The following is a 17,923-nucleotide window of genomic DNA, read 5'->3' as shown; positions in this document are numbered from 1 at the left end:
AAAACCAGAAAAACCGAAGACTCTGCCATCTTCGGCGCGGTTTCATTCCTTTATCATACTATACTTTCCTTCGAACGCTTATTGTTCAATATGTTTTATGACGTCAGACAAGCTCTTATCCACCATGGAACGGAGGCGTAAATGATGATTTTCAAAAGCTAAAGCTTCCGTCACGGGATTAGGAACGATCACACATTTTAAACCAGCAGTCAGGGCCGCTTGAAGCCCATTTAACGAATCTTCAAATGCTACGGCTTCTGTCTGCTGAATGCCCAGAACTTCAATTGCCTTTACATACAAATCAGGCGCTGGTTTTACTTTTTCTACTTCATCCCCTGTGATAATAACTTCAAAATAGTGTAACAGTCCGAGTTCCCCCAAATGATGAGTGACCCACTCTTTTGTCGAGCTTGAAGCAAGGGCAATTTTATATCCATTTTTTTTTGCTTCTTCTAAATAATCCTTTACACCTTCACGTGCCTGTGATGTTTTCATCTTTACTTCATGGAGGCTTTTTGCTCTGGATTCAATTTCTTCAATATTACACCCTTCCCCCAACCGATCTTTGAAGTACTGATTAAGTTCAGTATTATCAGTTCCGATACATGTAACAAAATGTTCGAGAGGCAAATCAGATTCATAAAAAGCCATCGTTTCCTTATAAGCCTCATACCAAGCCGTTTCCGTGTCTAAAATCAAACCATCAAAGTCGAAAATAACTGCCTTAATCAAATAATTTCCTCCTTTAATCTTAAAATAGAATTTCTATTAACTTAAACGTACATGAATGAAAGCCCCTGTTCAACCAAACGGTTCCGTTCGTTTCTATGAAGCCTGACCCTTTTCCAGAATTCGCTAATTAATAAGGATAAGGTAACCCGATCTCCGCCTCATTTCTTTTCTTTCTGTTACATGTTTTAACAATTACTTAGTGCCTTCGCGGTGTTTTTACTTAACTGCGCCTAAAAGAGTGATAGTTTAACGAATGGTTTAATTGCAGGAAACAACGAGGAGGATAAACATGAAGAAAATTTTATTAACGATCCTAACGGCTTCTGTATTCATTCTAGGAGTTTGCATGCCAACTAAAGGCGAAGCCGCAGCGAAGGATCGCACACTTTCATTTGGAATGAGTAATAGTGATGTTAAAGAATTACAAGAATTATTACTGACAAAAGGGGTTTTTCCCTATCATGAAGCAACAGGTTACTACGGACCGATTACAAAGGAATCCGTAAAGAAGTTTCAGGAAAAATCAGGGCTTAAAGTCGATGGAATATCAGGAACACAAACGAATCAGAAAATACAGGTCCTGAAAAGCGGGGATATGGGAAGACCTGTAGCTGAACTGCAAAGGCTATTGAAAGCCTGGGATGTTTACTCATCAACGGTCGATGGTATTTATGGATCAGGTACAAAGCAAGCCGTTATCAACTTTCAAAAGCAAAAGGGATTATCCGCTGACGGTATAGCCGGTGCACGGACCTTAAGTAAATTAGAAGAAAGAGCCAGTTCGGCAAGCTCAGCCGTTAAAGAACTGACGGTAACAAGTACAGCATATACAGCGAGCTGCGAGGGATGTTCAGGCACTACAAGAATGGGCGTCGATTTAGAAAAATATGATGATGCCAAACTGATTGCAGTCGATCCGAACGTGATTCCGCTAGGCTCCATCGTTGAAGTCGAAGGCTATGGACAAGCCATCGCTGCAGACACGGGCGGTGCGATCAAAGGAAACAGAATCGATGTCTTCATCGCGAAAGAAGCGGATGCTTTAACGTGGGGAAGAAAGCAAGTGAAGGTAAGAGTAATTAAATAATGCATGACATAAATATCGTTTTACTATAAAAATAGATACATAACAAAACCGAAAGAGCATGTATTGAATCCATTCATGCTCTTTCGGTCTGATCAAACCAACTTGTACATGATAATATCATCAACGTATTCATTTTCACTCATCTTGAATTCCTTTATTTTACGGCCCTCTTCAATAAACCCCAGCCTTTTATACAGTGATATTGCCCGATGATTTGTTGAAAAAACTCCTAAACTCACCTTTTCAATCAACGGATTGGCTTCTGCCCAATCCAATAACGCTTCAATAAGCTCTTTTCCAATTCCCATCCCTCTGAAATTTTTTCTGATCATCACCCCAAATGAGCCCTTGTGGGACATTCTCTTCCTATTTTCCGCTTGAAATGCTATCCATCCAACCACTTCATCATTCATATCGGCCACGATGATGGTTTCCCGTTCATTTTCCAATAACCTTCGTATCCAATCTCTTTGTTGTTCTGGTGTTTTATTGAACTCCTCCGATACCGTAATAAAATACTCGCCTTCGGAAATGACGGAATTCTGTACATCCAAAACGGCTTCCGCATCTTCCAATACACCAGTCCGGATCATATATGCACCTGACATGCCAATCCCCCTTAATGAACCATGTTCGGATTGAAGTGAACAATAGTTCGGCCTTCCATGATTCTTTGTTCGATTTTTTGAACGGTGTTGGATAATGAACGATCCGCATTCTTCAAATCATACTTTTTATGAAAAAAGTTATATAACGTTAAATCCCTTAGCTTTAAAAATAGAGGAATCGTTTCGTATTCCACAGGTGCCAGGAGATTTTCCGTCTCATACCCTTTTATGAATTCCCTCATGAACTTGGCAGCATATTCATCGAGCCCTTTTATCCCTTCACGTTCCAAACTCCACATCAGATAGTACAGAGGGATCGCCAAATCGCTGGCAAACCAGTGATAAGAACAGTCATCAAAGTCAAAAACATGAATCCTCCCCTCATGATAATGGAAATTGCCGTTATGTATATCAGAATGAATCAAGCCAAAATTAGCTTGATGAACGGGAAGGGCATTTAATTTCTGCTTGATTACTTCTTGTTGGCGGATCACTTGCTCCGGTACATCGGATTGATAGAGCTGGACATTCAATAATTCCTCTTCATACCAATCCAGCCTTTTATATTTCGCTTCTGGCTTATAACTTTTAGTTTGTTTATGCATTTGGCCAATGGTTCTTCCCCATTCAAAAAATAAAGGTTCGTTGAAATTTTCATCGGTGACTTTCATTCTTACACCAGGAGCTTTTTCAAACAGGCAACAATAAAATTCCGTACCATCCGAGCCCTTTACAATTTCAACTAAGTTATTATCTTTCGAAAAGAGAACTTTAGGAATTTCACTACCATTATTTTGTAAATACTCAATCCACTTTAACTCTGCAAGCACTTGAACTTTTGTACGATGTGATTGATGTGTCATTCTTAAGATGTATGGCGTTCCATCCCTGTAAACCTCAAATACGTAGTTCTCTGCATCTCCAAGTTTAACCGGATTCCCCGCATTCACTTGAAAAAAATCTCCAGCCAATTTCACCAATTCATTAGAAAAAATCCTTTCTACCGCTGCTTCCATGATTCTCACTCCCAATATTGATATTGCTAACTTATTAATAAAAACGATTTATACTATGCTTTATACGATACCAAGATGTCTTTTCCCTTTATTTGTATATTATTGTTTTTTTAAAATTTAAAGGTAAAGCTGTTGCATAATAAGTTATTAGCGGCTCCTTCTACCTTTTCAAAAAAAAAAACGCCCTATAGGGCGCGTCCAAAATCAAGTTTCCTTTTCTTCTTCATTCGCTATTTTATTGAACTTCAAGATCGTTTCTTCGATTACTGGATTATTGAATTCCTCTTGGATGGCTGATTGTACAAATTTATCTTCACCATTCATTTCATCCCAAGCATTAACTCTGTAATCTGGATCCCGACGATTTGATTTACCGTTTTGTTCCTCATTATTTGACAACTATCTTCACCTCTTCAACATAGTGGAGTTCGAACCATTCATAAGCAGCAAAAGTATAACTTTTAATAATCTTCCTTGATTGAAATGGGTGACCCCGTTGATGTATGTTGATTAACCCAGTCTAGCGACACTTTTGAAACGGCATCCCACTCAGGTATTTGGGCTTTATGCTGTTCCACCCAGCTCATGCAATATTGCGGATCTATATTGCTTTCTTCGGATTTTGCCAAGAATGACTGAATTGTGGTTTCCGTACAATTTTCCCATGTTCCACATGTATCCTGCCAAATATGTTCCATTTTCATTTGTATATTTTCGTTAGCCATTGGGTTTCCTCCTTAATTAAATGTTACTTTTTGATATCTTAATTAAGTATGTCCAAGGCTAAATAAATCATTACAAAAATTTGGGTTTTTCAGCGAAAGAATGGATTTACAGTCGTAAACATGATGAATAAACTGATTACGATGAATAAAATCCACCAGAACCAATAACTGCTTATAAAAGGAAAATTATTGCCTTCTTCAATATCCTTTACACCCTTACACAGCCAATTGTATTGAAACAAACCATGTTTTTGAGCATTTCCAGTGAGTTTGGGGCTATTATGCGTGAATTGGGGCATATACTCGTGAATTTTTCACGCTTTTATTTGTCGAATCGGCGTTTACTCGTGAGTTTTAGCCATTTACTCGTGAGTTTTAGCGATTTACTCGTAAGTTTTGGCAATTTACTCGTGAATTCAGCCGATTTACTCGTGAGTTTTGGCAATTTACTCGTGAATTTCACGCTTTTACTCGTGAGTTTATTTTATATTGATCTCTGCTTACTAGAAATGTTTATAATCCGATACACATAGTGGACAATGTGTCTTACATTCACACCATCAATGGCACAAAAAAAAGCTGAATGCTCAGCTTTTTCACAGCGTTTTTCTAAATGAGTAGCACCATTTATCATAATCTAATTTCTCTTCATAGAAACGGTGGGCTTCGTTTCGCTGGATTCCAGATTCCAATGCAACATATGCAGCTCCGTTTTCTTTTGCCCAGTTATGAATATAACTTAATAACTTCTCTCCATATCCAAATGAGCGGTGTGCAGAATCTGTTACAAGGTCATAAATGAATACATGACGTTTATTATAAAAGTTAACTCTCCAGCTTAAACCAGCCAAGGATACAACCTGGTTATCCTTATATAAAGCATACAGACAGTACCCGTCTTTCCTCATTTCTTCAAGTAACTCCAGATATGTTTTTTGAGTAAGGTCAGTACGCAACTGATTCATGATTAGAAAGGCTTCTAACCATTGTTCTTTAGTGGTCAATTCTTGTATTGTTTCTATCGAATTCACATTAACACCCCTGAAAGTTTTATTTAAATGTAATTCAACTTTGAACACCGTAAGTCCTTCTTCACTATATTTTTGTAATCGTTTACAGCTGGAATCGGTGGGAATGATGATGTTTAGCCGTACTTTTTAACGGCTAAAGTATGACTAGATCAATAGTTTAAGAGGAGGATTTTCTTTGAATATTTATGAACAGCAAAAAAATGGACAGCCCGGACAAACACAGGACAGACAGCCTGGCATTGAATCTGAGATGAATCCACTTCCGATTCAGCCAAAGGATTACATAGGAAGCGGTAAGCTTAAGGACCGCGTGGCCTTGATTACAGGCGGAGATAGCGGCATCGGACGTGCGGTTGCCATTGCTTATGCAAAGGAAGGCGCCCATGTGGTTGTGAATTATTTAGATGAGCACGGTGATGCCGAAGAAACAAAGCAGCTGATTGAAGCGGAAGGCGTTCGCTGCCTCCTACTTCCAAGTGACGTTTCCGTGGAGGCGAATTGTAAGGAATTGATTACGAAGACGTTGGACGAGTTCGGAAAGCTGGACATCCTCGTCAATAATGCTGCGGTGCAATTCCCGACGGAAAACATTGAGGATATCACGGACGAGCAATGGGACAAAACGTTCCGCACCAATATTTATTCAGTATTTTACATGAGCAAGCACGCGGTTCCTCATATGAAACAAGGCAACTCGGTCATCAACACAACATCGATCAATCCTTACAGAGGTCATGCAACTTTGATGGATTATACAGCGACAAAAGGAGCAATCGTCGGATTCACACGCAGCCTTGCACAGAATGTAGCTAAAAAAGGGATCCGGGTCAATATGGTTGCACCAGGACCGATTTGGACTCCGCTCATCCCGGCGACGTTCGACGAACAATCCGTTGCCGAATTTGGTACCGAAGCACCGCTTGGCCGCCCTGGGCAGCCGGCAGATCATGCAGGTGCCTACGTGCTGCTAGCATCTGATGAAGGTGCTTATATAACAGGACAGTGCATTCACATCAATGGCGGGATCACGATGTCCTCATAAACCCGAAACGACCGAAAAGCATGATGCTTTTCGGTCGTTTCATTTTGAAATTTAATTTCCTATGCCAGGCGAATTCATCAATACAATTCTCCAACCATCCGGGTCTTCAATAGTGACACCTGATTTTTCCCAATATGGATTTTCCGGAGAAACCGGTTCATAGCCCATACCTTTCAACCTATTCGTTATTTCCTCAATGGTTTTACGTTCAGGAATATAAAAGACAAGCAGATTATCTTTTGATGGGGCAGGACAAGGACTGCCATCCTTATGTTGGGTAAACTCCAGATGATAGCTGGAATCAGGAAGCCCGATCATGATACCGTCATATCCCTCGTGCCCTTCGAAAGAACCGATTTTTTTCAAACCTAATCCTTCACAATAGAATTTTACAACCTTTTTTAGTTGATCAGTAGGACGTGCAACCCGCATTTGCGCTACATTCATATCATTTGGCCATTTACTTTCCATCGTCCCATCCCTCTCTGTAAATCGAATTAAATTTCTTCTTTCAAATTACTTTTGCCAATATTCATGCCAAAACCTAATGCAATAGCGGCACCTAAACAACTGAAAAGGCAGCCAACTCCCAAGAAAATGGATGGATCTGATTCGCCAATCATCACTGAAGCTATACCTCCAATTGCCGGAAAAAGGGCAACCATGTATCCACTTTTCGCCCCACCTATTTTTTCTACAAGCTTGAGGTAGAATAGCCAAGCTCCAAAGGAAGCGAATATAGTTAAATAGAACAAAGCAGATAAATATGTAATGGATGTCGGTAAAGTGACGGCTTGTCCTTGAATGAACACAATTGCCGCTAAAAGAATTGCTCCTGCAGTAAATCCAAGTACATTAGCATAGATTGGGTTTACTTTCTTCCTGGCATTTCTAGCTGAGCTTGCATCGCCCAATGCAGTAAGGATGGTACCAAGAACAGCCATCATGATACCCTTTATATCATTGAATCCATGAATATCACCTAAACTCGGATAAATAACAATACAAACAGCCAGCACACCAATTATCCCACCAATTAAGATACGTGGATGTAATGGTTCCTTCAAAAAAACACGAAGGGCAATGGGTGTTAAAATGACTTTCAATGAAAATATTAAAGTAACCATTGCCGCTGAACTTAAGATAGTGGCGTAATAAAGGCATAAATAGCTTAATGCAAAATTAAAAATCCCAAACACAATAATAAATGGAACATCCTTTTTCTTGGGTTTTCCTTTAGGTCTAAGAATGCATAATAAAATGAAAAATAGGATTGCCGTCAAACCTAAACGATATGTTAAAGATAATTCTAAACTCACAGGTGTTCCTTGAATCTTAACGGCAATAAAATTAAGTCCCCATACTAATAAACAAAATATGTACATAAAGTTAGTCATAATAAAATGACCAATTTGCGATATTGCCCACTTTCTATCAGTTTATTAAACTCGTCGTAACTGATTTTCCCATCCATAATTAAACCGCCCTCTATTAAAAATCACATATGTAATAATAAAGTAAATATTACCAATTCAAAAGGAATTGTCAATATATAAAAATACATTCCGAAAAGCCCTCCAGTTAATTTGAAGAGCTTTTCATTGGCAAACGACTATTAGCACAAACTCGGTAATTGAGTTTCGAAAACATTCCTGCTGCTTTCAGAAATCCGCTCCCTTTCCGCCGACTGTCTGCCAAGCCTCCTCGGCGCAAACGCCTGTGGGGTCTCGGCTAGCCAGTTATTCGGCAGGAGTGTCGCAAATTTCTTCAATCCAATAAGGATTACAGGAAAAAACTTCGTCTTAAACATAATTCGGTGTGAGATCAGCCTACAGTTTTTTCAAGAAAACATTCCAGCTGCTTTCAGAAACCCGCTCCCTTTCCGCCGACTGTCTGCCAAGCCTCCTCGGCGCAAACGCCTGTGGGGTCTCGGCTAGCCAGTTATTCGGCAGGAGTGTCGCAAATTTCTTCAATCCAATAAGGATTACAGGAAAAAACTTCGTCTTAAACATAATTCGGTGTGAGATCAGCCTACAGTTTTTTCAAGAAAACATTCCAGCTGCTTTCAGAAACCCGCTCCCTTTCCGCCGACTGTCTGCCAAGCCTCCTCGGCGCAAACGCCTGTGGGGTCTCGGCTAGCCAGTTATTCGGCAGGAGTGTCGCAAATTTCTTCAATCCAATAAGGATTACAGGAAAAAACTTCGTCTTAAACATAATTCGGTGTGAGATCAGCCTACAGTTTTTTCAAGAAAACATTCCAGCTGCTTTCAGAAACCCGCTCCCTTTCCGCCGACTGTCTGCCAAGCCTCCTCGGTACAAGCGCCTGTGGGTCTCGGCTAGCCAGTTTTTCGGCAGGAGTGTCGCAAATTTCTTCGATCTCCAAGTCTTCAGGGTTCGGGATGCCATTCCGAATTCCCTTTTGTCTACAAACTGCGGCTAATGACTATTAGCCTTTATAGCTAACTTGTCCAGTTTCAACCAATTCCTTCAATCCCATAAACATTAAATTCCAGCCATGTTCAGATCCATCGTGATACTCTCCGAGAGCTTTTTCGATATCGGATTCTGTCCAATTTTCTTCATGAGGAACGGTGATGTTTTGTGAAAATGTCATTTCACAGCCCTTTTGAAGTTCTTTCAGCTCAACTGTAATTGTATCTGCCGCTTCACTGAATTGAGGCATTTTAAAAGTGAACACTAATTTATTGGGACGGTCCATTTCAAGGTACTCCCCTATCGCCCGATAATCTTTTCCATTGCGATGATCAATAATCTCCCAAGCACCTCCCACTTGAGGATCATTTTGTGCCACTTTATTTGTCCCCTCAAATGTAAAAAACCATTTTCTCATCATCCCAGGGTTCAACCATGCATCAAATACACTTTCAGGCATTACATCAAAATTTCTAATCATCTTTAAAGTGGTTGTTGAGTATTTTTCCATTTACATACTCCTTATCATTTTTACATACTTTTCAATTCTTCTTTTGAGACAGCACGCCAACCGTGTGCTTCCAGTTTCTCCAAATAAGTTTCCATCCTGATTTCCTCGATTTCGATCGCAAGCGGGTGCAGGGATACAAAACATTCATTCGAAGCATAATTTATGGTAACCTTTACAACTTCATATCCATTATGAAATCGTGGATCGAACCCAGGATCATCGATTATATCCCCTGTAACAGGACGAATATCAGATTCAAATGTTTTCATCATTAACCTATTCTTTTCTTGTTCTTTTATTGATGTAATGAAGATCATTAAATTTACTTTCATTGCAGTCTCCTTTTCTCTATCCTTAGCTTCCTGCGACCTTGCTCTTGCATATAAAAAATGCTGCCGCGGCTTATTGGGATAAAGCGCCTGCCAGTTCTATAATACTTTGGAATTCACTATTTCCTTTTCCATATTTTGAAACGAATAGATATCATTTATACCTTTATATAGTTCCCCGTTCTTGGAGAAAACTGCACTTCCATTTGGTATTGCATATATCTTTCGTTCATTTGATAGGGGAAATAATTCTCCATCTATATTATCCTCGTAATGGACCTCAACGCTAAACCCAACTAAACCTAACCCCTTGATCACTACCGTTTCTGGATAGTCTTTATCTTTTGTTATTATGCAATCATTACAGAAAGCTAAAGAACCCGCACTATATCCAATGATAAAACCTTGAAAGTTTTTGATAATTGGGGTAAGTCCTTTTTCTTCAATTACATGGATTAACCTTTCTGGCTTTCCACCTATAAAATAGAGAATATCATGTTCTATTATAGACTTTTTCATTTCTTTGTCTGAAAGGTCTTCATTTAATAATTCAATACTTACATTCTCCATGATTGAAAAGGCTTGTGTAATACTTGCCATCCAACTTTCATATCTGGAATTGTCGGTTGCAAAAGGGATTATTAAAATCTTAGCTTAAGGTTTAATCATTTTTGAAAGTTCCAGGAACACTTCACCTAATTCATTATTCGTGTGATTTCCGCCACCAATTAAACAAATTTCCATATATGTCCCCCCATTTATTCACATGCTATTCTCTTAAAATATTCTATGTAAATAGGACAATACCTCTATGTCACCACTCTTCAGCTAATATGCACCGACAGTTGCATAGAAAAAGCTGCCATAAAGACAGCCCCGATAATCAGCTAAAGCACATCCGTTAGTTATATAACATCATCAACTATTTTAGTGATGATATAAGTTTAGTAACACCTATGTTTACGATAGTTTGAATACTAGGATTAAAGCAACCAACACATCCCCCCTATTGATTGCCAAGATCCTTTCACTAATAACTGTTATTCATAACATAATGACTAAATTTCTTTACCTCAGTAATAAGGAGTGCTGCGGTTTTCTTTTTCTTAAGCAGCTAAAGGGGCAGGATGTTTAAGCAAAAAATGATATAAAAGAATATAAAACTATGGTTATTTTGAGAAAAAAACCCAACTTTATAAAAAAATAAACTATACTAAAAAAGGTAATGAAAAAATAAATATTTTGGGGGATTTATGAAAAAAACAAGGAATTTTATTATTTTATTCTTGTCAGTACTTCTATTTCTTAGCACATTCAATTTTTCTATATGGAAAGTTTCTGCTCAAGATGATGTGACAAAGGTAAATCATTTTTACTCTGCTGACGAAGTAGTTTCTGGTACGACAACACCAAACACACGAGTGAAATATGTGGGCAAAAACTACTACGATGAGAGATACGGAGTTTTCAGTGCAGTATCGAATAAAGATGGAATTTTTAAAATATATGTAGGAAAGCATCAAGCAAATACCACTTTTACGATTAATACGTATGATCCCAATGGAAATTTAATCGATTCTGATGAAGTATTTGTATTAAAAGCATCGCTTGAAGCTTACTTTTCAATTTCTTTTGGCAGTAAAATGATGATTGATGATCAAGGCGAAATTGGACAAACACCGACCAAAAGACCTATGACTGGAATTTACTATAAAGCGAGTCAAGGTTCAAAAATTGAGGTTATAGTCGATGACAAGATCGTAAAAAGTGTTTTAGCAGGAGGGAGTTATAGTTCCCTTGAATGTCCCGAAATACATTTAGGAGATTTTGTAAAGATAAGGGTTTCAAAAGGAAAGGTAATAAAAACCTATGAATTATTGGCGACATCCTATGACATATATGATTGGTTTATGGTTGACTATCCTATTTCCACTTCAAAAATTACGACATGGTCAGATTCAATCAGCGTTTATCTTCCGCCGAATCTAAAATATAGTGGTCTATTTAATAAAAACAAGGATGTTCTTCCAACTGGAGCAACGGGAGTAATTAAACAATCTTTCGATGAAAATACAACATTAAAAGATTTGAAACCATTAACTTTATATGAAGAAGAATTTGAAAATGTGATTAGTGTTGAAACTTTAAGATTAACAACGTCGCCGAAACCAGAAATTGACCCAGTTTCACAGATTTCAAAAGAAGTAACTGGAACTGCAACCGCAAATAGTCTAATTACCGTTTTGGATGAACAAAATACCAAGTTAGGTGAAAGTACGACTAATGAAAATGGAAGATTTGCCGTACCTGTTAATGGACTAGATCCTGACACAATAATAAAAGTGGAAACAAGAATGCCAAATACGGATCAATATGATTATAGTTATACTTCTGTAGAGGAAGTCTATATTGAAGAACTCTCAGACAACAATGCTTATATTACTGGACAAAGTTCATTTGGGAACGAGGCCGAAGTCTATCTCTTGGAATCGAATCCCATTCCAAATAATTCGATGAAGAAAAGTTTGAGTTCTAACGGATTGACTACAACTGGAGAAATAAAAACAAACTCGAAGAAAAGTATTGGGAAATTCACGCTTAATAATGACTCGATGTTTAAATTAAATATCGGTAAACAAAAAGCAAATTCCATCGTTCAAGTGGTATTAAAGGAAAACGGGAAGTCACTCTCCCTTCCTTCGAAAACGGTCAAAGATAAAACGGCACCTGTGATTTCAGGTGCAACAAAGAAATCCATTCCTATCAACTCAACTTTTAATGCTAAAACAAGTGTGACTGCGAAGGATAATGTTGACGGCAGTTTGACTAGTAAAATTAAAGTAAGCGGAACCGTTAATACAAAGAAAAAGGGTACTTATACATTGAAGTACACCGTTACTGATAATTCAAAGAACGTAACAACGATTACAAGAAAGATCACGATTGACAGCACCAAACCAGTGATTTCAGGAGCTAAGAGTAAAACGATTGAATTACATTCATCATTCAGTTCCAAAAAAGGTGTAACAGCAAAAGACAATCTGGATGGCAATTTAACAAATAAGATTAACGTAACAGGTTCTGTTAATACAAAGAAAAAAGGTACTTATACATTAACTTACACTGTTACTGATAAATCAAAAAACAAAACAGTAGTGAAGAGGAAAATAACTGTTAAATAAACATAACGAAAGGGATTCTAAGCTATTAGACTCCCTTTTTTATATTGGTCCGTTTCTAATACACTATTCTTTAAATCAAAGAACCCTGTCTTACTATCCGCAATTTTAAAATTAGCTTGGTAAGAAGGTCTGAGGCTTTATTTGATAAGCTATTCATTACTTCCTTTGTTGAGCTGACCTGCCCCTTTAGCTCCACAAAAAAGGCTGCCGCACCACTCCTTAGATAATTCTGTAAGAGTAAGGTCACTGTACCATACCTTCCCAACTCAATTAATTTAAATTTATCATAGTACAATACTTGAAAATCTCAAACTCCTAATCACCCTTGTTTTGGTGGACATCAGAGGAGTTTAGCTGAAAAAGGAATTCCACACATTAATAAAGACTAAGTCCTCAAATAACTGCATAATCGGAGATTAATCAACCCGTAAGCTTAATAATTTTCAAGTTCTAAATCATTAAATCATACATCAATGCCAACGACTGCTGAATCATCATAGTTGGAATATTAATATCAAATATCCATGGATTATTAATCAGCATCTCTAAGACTAAGTAATCGTGCTCATTATGTAACTGGGTATTTTACACAAGAAGAATGTCTACAATTTCAACCCTAATGGTAATATAATACTTGAATGAATAATAAAAACGGATAATCAATAATATTAAACGACAAATTAATATTATTGATTATTTTTATTAAAAATTTAAATTTTATTATTTATATTTTTAAATTATTGTTTTATAATCGAATTAATAAAAGGAAGGGATTTCATTATGGCTTATAAATTAATCACAAATTGTCCTGTCTGCAGTAAAACATTGAAAATTACAAAGTTGCAGTGCTCTCATTGTCACACTACGATTGAAAATGAGTTTGAAATATCTAAGCTGGCATCCTTATCAAAGGATCAGCTTCATTTTGTGGAAGTATTTTTAACATGCAGAGGGAATATCAAAGAAGTTGAAAAGGAACTGGGGATTTCGTATCCAACGGTTCGAGGCAAGCTAACTGACATCATTTCATCCCTTGGATATGTGCAGAAGAAGAAAAATGAAGTGGACGAGAAAAAAGTTGTCACCATGTTGGAAAATGGCGAAATAACACCAGAAGAAGCCATTAAGCTCTTAAAAGAGGAATAGGGAGGAATTTATCATGAAAGAGGAAATTACAAGAGTGTTAACAATGGTTCAAGAAGGGAAGATTGATGCAGATAAGGGATCAGAATTGATTCAAATATTAAAAGAGAAAGAAGAGACAGGTAATAAGCTTCTTGAAAAACCAACTAAATATTTAGATAAAACATTAAAAGTTCGTGTTGTATCCGCCGAAAATGATAACGTCACGGTCAATTTGCCTATAAAACTGGTCAAGGCAGTATTAGTGGCTGGACACAGCATCGCAGCGAGTATTCCTCAATCGGAAAAATACGTTAAAGATATAGACATAAGCCTTATTATTGAAGCAATCGAAAACGAATTAGATGGCCAAATTGTTGATATTAAATCGGCAAACGGGGATACCGTTTCGGTCATCATTGATTAGTGATTTGTTTATGATGTATGTAAAAGTGAAAGCGAAAGGCGTTCGGTTTACCATCCCAGTTCCATATGCCATTTTAAATATTGTTATTTCCATTTTGTCTTCAAAATTTCTTCAGCAAAATGTAAACAAATGGACAAAAGAGCACTTCGAAAGAAAAAAACTGGACTTTACCTTTCCGTTAATAGACAAAAATATGCTAAAGCCTATCGTCAAGGAACTGAAAAATTATAAGGGAATCGTGCTAGTAGATGTCAAAGCTAAGGACGGCACTGAGGTTAAGGTTAGACTATAATTTAACGACCACGGACTGGAATTTTGAAGAAAATGCCTAATGTCTCGCTTACAATACCGAGGAAATTGTAAAAAGACAATAAAGTTATTTAATTTTAAAAGCTCAAACAAGCATACCCCGTTCTAAATTAGGACGGGGTTAAAAAAAACGGAAAAATCTTTATTGATACCGTACCAGTGCCTTTTTGCGTTTTTCATCCATTTTTAAATCTCTCCTATAAAAAGCGACTGATTGTTTCCACTAATTTTTGAGGAAACGATTTAAGGTCTGTCATATCGAGAAATCTCTCTCTTCCGTGTAATTCTGCAATCTTTTCTTTATCTTCTCCAATAGCCACAGATAGGAATAGCACGTCTTTTCTTTCATATTCACTAATAACTGATTGGATATCCACCCTCGCTGCATCTCCAGAATAATTAGGCATGGCTTTTGGTTGTCCATCACTAATATTTATCAATAGCTTGGTAGAAGCAACTTGTTTCGATAATTTTTCGGCTAATATTCGCATATTAACACCGTCACGATTATTTTGGCGAGGCTTCATTGTCGCAATTTTTCCTATAACACCTTCGTACCCATCATCAAACTCTTTGTACGAGTAAAGTGAAGTCATTTCCCTTTGACTAATATCTGCAGTGTCTCCATAAATCATCAAAGGAACATTTAACATTCTACAAAACTCTGTTAAAGCGATTATTGCTTTTTTGGCACTCTCCATTCGTTGAGCCCGAACCATGGAACCAGATTCATCTATACGTATTGCTACAGCTAGAGAGGGATTTTCAGTTGGCGGATTTTTTTTATCAAAGTAACGATAATCTCCCATCACAACTTTAGAAGCATTAAATCGCGTACCGTATAACTTCCCTTGAGTGTATGTTTCTGACTCTTCTTTTTCTAATACAGCAAGAATTTTTCTTGCCATACTATCCACAAGAGGTGTTATTTCCTTTTTAATACTTTCTGCTTCACTCATACTTTCATTCGTTGCATGAGGACGGTGGATAATGATCCCTTCTTTTTGATGAATCGTGTTTTTCATAAGCGTTCGAGCTTCTTTATTCAACTCTTTTTTCTTTTCTGCTTCATGCTTCTCTAGTATTTCCGGCATCTGTTTTACTTGTTGCTGAGAAATGCCTGTTTGAGATTCCTCATGCTCTTTTCCTTTATTACTATCGATTTCAATGTCCTTTGATCTCTTTTCAGAAAAAATTTCTAATGGATTCCCTTTTTCTTGTTGAGGCAAAGCGGAATCACTATTTTGGATTTCCTCCTCATCTTTTGGAAAATCAAAGGAAGATGTATCTTTTTGAAGTTCATCCTCACCGTCTCGTTGTTCCTCATATTTATCTACCATTGGTGACCCTAGAGGAGCTTGCGGTTTGTTCATTGGATTCTTTTGATTCAGTAAATAAGATTGAATACGCTCCAATAATTGACTGCTTTCTAATTCTTTTTCTAGTATTCCAATCTCCGTTTCATCAGTAGTGATTTTATAGATAACTTTTTGATAAATAGAATCAAAGATATTTTCTCCTTGATGCACTGCATTCACCCAATAGAAATAACTTCTCATTCCTGCTACACCTTTGATTCCATTAGCTTTTGAGATAGCATCTAATAAAATAATGATTTCAGCCATCATTGCTAATAGCTCTTCATCTGCAAAACCAACTTTGCTGAAACCCCGTTTGACCATCACTTCCTTAGAAGGAAGATTCATTCGTTCCGTGTGTTGAACTCGATCACGTAATGATTCATTAAGAGGTCTATTCCCCTGATAATTTCTATTGGTTGTAATAACCACTACAGCATCATGGTGCCGTTTGATCATTCCAGTTGGAGTATTTAAAATACCATCAATTTCAAGAGCGGAATTCAATGCAACTAAAACCGATGCATCTCTAATGACAGTAGGTTCCTGTATCTCTAGCAAGTAGCCTTCTTGTAGTGCACGAACGATTTCTGATGGATAATACTTATAGGTTACATTCTTACCGGTGTCTTTGATTTTCTTTTCAAGTTTTGCCAAGTATTCTTTCGTTTCTGTCATATTTAATTGTAGATAGGAAGACAAATTTTCTAAAAGCTGCTGCGTCGTGCTATTATGTTCAAAAAACTTAATTATTTTTTTATCTTCCACTTGTGCTTCTTCCATTACAGGCAAAAGTGAGCCGAAAACATCTGATTTATCCATGTCGGCAAAACAGGTAATTTTCGTATATGGCAATTGAAGATCATGAGAGAGAGCTTTGGCAAGTTGTGTTTTACCTGAGCCAGCATCCCCCTCTAGCAGAACATTGATGACTCGCAGTTCTCCATTTTGCCAATTCCTATTGAGTGTATCGGCAACACGTACTTCCTCCACACTTTCTTGATGACTAGGAGGCTTTTTCCAAATCATTTGTATTTCTTCTTCTGTAAATTTCCTGCCATCTGAAACGACATATCCTCTTATCATTTTATAACTCTCCTTACCGATATCCCATATCTTTCATAATATCGTTGATGACTCTAAATCTTTCTCCCAAAATTTCGCCATCCGATTGCAACATATCATAAAAATATTGAATATCTTTATCTAAATTTTCGTTTTTTGTGTCAATTTCTATTTGCATCTTATTTCCCTGCAAACCTAAAGCAGTAACGATTGGATTTTCAGGATCATACAGTTTTTCAAATTTATATGCATCTCTAAAATATAAGTTGGCCGATAAAATAAGGATGGCTAAATCTAAAATTCTAGTGGCAGATAACTCAATTTCTTGAGCAGAATCATTAGTCATTACAATTTTTCCAACGATATCTCCTGTTCTAGGAGATTTTCCCTGTAGCATTCCTGCGCTTAACGAATCGATTCCTTTACCATAGGCAGCCTTACCATCTACTTTGTCGTAATTTTCAACAGTGATAATTGAGTTATACCTATATCCATCTCTATTCATATCATTGCTCCTTTTTATTTTTTCGTTTTAGTCCTTCACCCAATACGATGTTCCGTCAGAATTTCTGCTTAGAAATCCATAATCAACAAAATGTATATAGGACAGGTGAAATTCATATTTTAAATACCACACTCGACTCCTGCCAATTAACAAACATTATATTATTGTGTTTGTTATATTGCAAACAAAAGTTAATTATGTTTATTATTATGTATAATAAAAATGATTATGTTTGAATAATGTAGATTTCAGATTTTTTTGGAACGCATTATTAGAAGAATTTAAACGGGATATATTCGAGAGTCTGATTTATATATGTCTCTTGTACGATGAAAAATTTGAAAAAAAATTATTTATCCTTATGAGAAAAACAGAGGTTTTTAGCACGGGCTAAAAGGTTGCGATCAATGTAACTAAAACCTTATTTGTAAGGGGATGGTT

The 17,923-nt window shown here is 37.0% G+C and carries 19 protein-coding genes; 6 read left to right on the top strand and 13 right to left on the bottom strand.

From position 1 onward, the window contains the following. Positions 1–78: 78 nt before the first annotated feature. Positions 79–729 (bottom strand): HAD family hydrolase, encoded by a 651-nt coding sequence (locus OSJ91_RS04765; RefSeq protein WP_350302797.1) that lies wholly within the window; start codon positions 727–729, stop codon positions 79–81. Positions 730–1,021: 292 nt separating this feature from the next. Between OSJ91_RS04765 and OSJ91_RS04760 the strand changes: the two genes are divergently transcribed. Continuing rightward, entirely contained in the window at positions 1,022–1,819 is a 798-nt protein-coding gene (locus OSJ91_RS04760; protein WP_350301428.1) for a peptidoglycan-binding protein, read from the top strand. Positions 1,820–1,911: 92 nt separating this feature from the next. On the opposite strand, the gene OSJ91_RS04755 is transcribed toward OSJ91_RS04760, so the two are convergent. From OSJ91_RS04755 to OSJ91_RS04735, 5 genes are all read right to left on the bottom strand, one after another. Next, on the bottom strand, positions 1,912–2,427 hold the full coding sequence (locus OSJ91_RS04755) for a GNAT family N-acetyltransferase (protein WP_485891109.1): 516 nt from the start codon (positions 2,425–2,427) through the stop codon (positions 1,912–1,914). An 11-nt stretch (positions 2,428–2,438) separates the two neighbouring features. Then, positions 2,439–3,443, bottom strand: coding sequence for a phosphotransferase enzyme family protein (locus tag OSJ91_RS04750; RefSeq protein ID WP_485891108.1), 1,005 nt, complete (start codon positions 3,441–3,443; stop codon positions 2,439–2,441). Positions 3,444–3,647: 204 nt separating this feature from the next. Continuing rightward, the gene (locus OSJ91_RS04745) at positions 3,648–3,842 is read right to left on the bottom strand and encodes a hypothetical protein (RefSeq protein ID WP_350301425.1); all 195 of its coding nucleotides are present in this window, start codon (positions 3,840–3,842) and stop codon (positions 3,648–3,650) included. Positions 3,843–3,904: 62 nt separating this feature from the next. Further along, the gene (locus OSJ91_RS04740) at positions 3,905–4,168 is read right to left on the bottom strand and encodes a hypothetical protein (RefSeq protein ID WP_350301424.1); all 264 of its coding nucleotides are present in this window, start codon (positions 4,166–4,168) and stop codon (positions 3,905–3,907) included. A 596-nt stretch (positions 4,169–4,764) separates the two neighbouring features. Beyond that, a complete protein-coding gene (locus tag OSJ91_RS04735) occupies positions 4,765–5,199 on the bottom strand; it encodes a GNAT family N-acetyltransferase (protein WP_485891107.1) in 435 nt (144 codons plus the stop codon). A 175-nt stretch (positions 5,200–5,374) separates the two neighbouring features. Between OSJ91_RS04735 and OSJ91_RS04730 the strand changes: the two genes are divergently transcribed. After that, positions 5,375–6,241 carry an SDR family oxidoreductase gene (locus OSJ91_RS04730; RefSeq protein WP_350301422.1) on the top strand — a complete coding sequence of 289 codons (867 nt, stop codon included), beginning with the start codon at positions 5,375–5,377 and terminating at the stop codon, positions 6,239–6,241. A gap of 51 nt (positions 6,242–6,292) precedes the next feature. On the opposite strand, the gene OSJ91_RS04725 is transcribed toward OSJ91_RS04730, so the two are convergent. From OSJ91_RS04725 to OSJ91_RS04705, 5 genes are all read right to left on the bottom strand, one after another. Then, positions 6,293–6,712: a VOC family protein gene (locus tag OSJ91_RS04725; RefSeq protein WP_485891106.1), complete on the bottom strand. Its 420-nt coding sequence runs from the start codon at positions 6,710–6,712 to the stop codon at positions 6,293–6,295. Between the two features lie 26 nt (positions 6,713–6,738). Further along, positions 6,739–7,638 (bottom strand): DMT family transporter, encoded by a 900-nt coding sequence (locus tag OSJ91_RS04720; RefSeq protein ID WP_485891105.1) that lies wholly within the window; start codon positions 7,636–7,638, stop codon positions 6,739–6,741. Between the two features lie 1,049 nt (positions 7,639–8,687). Further along, on the bottom strand, positions 8,688–9,185 hold the full coding sequence (locus OSJ91_RS04715; RefSeq protein ID WP_485891104.1) for an SRPBCC family protein: 498 nt from the start codon (positions 9,183–9,185) through the stop codon (positions 8,688–8,690). Positions 9,186–9,205: 20 nt separating this feature from the next. After that, entirely contained in the window at positions 9,206–9,517 is a 312-nt protein-coding gene (locus tag OSJ91_RS04710) for a hypothetical protein (protein WP_350301417.1), read from the bottom strand. Between the two features lie 96 nt (positions 9,518–9,613). Next, on the bottom strand, positions 9,614–10,153 hold the full coding sequence (locus tag OSJ91_RS04705; RefSeq protein WP_485891850.1) for a Type 1 glutamine amidotransferase-like domain-containing protein: 540 nt from the start codon (positions 10,151–10,153) through the stop codon (positions 9,614–9,616). A 614-nt stretch (positions 10,154–10,767) separates the two neighbouring features. On the opposite strand from OSJ91_RS04705, the gene OSJ91_RS04700 reads away from it, so the two are divergent. From OSJ91_RS04700 to OSJ91_RS04685, 4 genes are all read left to right on the top strand, one after another. Further along, a complete protein-coding gene (locus OSJ91_RS04700; RefSeq protein WP_485891103.1) occupies positions 10,768–12,696 on the top strand; it encodes an immunoglobulin-like domain-containing protein in 1,929 nt (642 codons plus the stop codon). 780 nt (positions 12,697–13,476) lie between these two features. After that, complete coding sequence (locus tag OSJ91_RS04695) at positions 13,477–13,842, top strand: DUF2089 domain-containing protein (RefSeq protein WP_350301414.1); 366 nt, start codon at positions 13,477–13,479, stop codon at positions 13,840–13,842. A gap of 13 nt (positions 13,843–13,855) precedes the next feature. Beyond that, the gene (locus OSJ91_RS04690; RefSeq protein ID WP_063236560.1) at positions 13,856–14,245 is read left to right on the top strand and encodes an SHOCT-like domain-containing protein; all 390 of its coding nucleotides are present in this window, start codon (positions 13,856–13,858) and stop codon (positions 14,243–14,245) included. 10 nt (positions 14,246–14,255) lie between these two features. Beyond that, on the top strand, positions 14,256–14,537 hold the full coding sequence (locus OSJ91_RS04685; protein WP_485891102.1) for a hypothetical protein: 282 nt from the start codon (positions 14,256–14,258) through the stop codon (positions 14,535–14,537). A gap of 214 nt (positions 14,538–14,751) precedes the next feature. Here OSJ91_RS04685 and OSJ91_RS04680 read toward each other — a convergent pair whose 3' ends face one another. Then, positions 14,752–16,998 (bottom strand): AAA family ATPase, encoded by a 2,247-nt coding sequence (locus OSJ91_RS04680; RefSeq protein ID WP_485891101.1) that lies wholly within the window; start codon positions 16,996–16,998, stop codon positions 14,752–14,754. Between the two features lie 13 nt (positions 16,999–17,011). Then, the gene (locus OSJ91_RS04675; protein WP_485891100.1) at positions 17,012–17,482 is read right to left on the bottom strand and encodes a DUF6530 family protein; all 471 of its coding nucleotides are present in this window, start codon (positions 17,480–17,482) and stop codon (positions 17,012–17,014) included. Positions 17,483–17,923 lie beyond the last annotated feature (441 nt).

This window comes from Bacillus sp. T-10(2022), assembly GCF_056502895.1.
The sequence above is the reverse complement of the archived record's forward strand: the minus strand, read 5'-3'. Positions and strand labels throughout refer to the sequence as shown.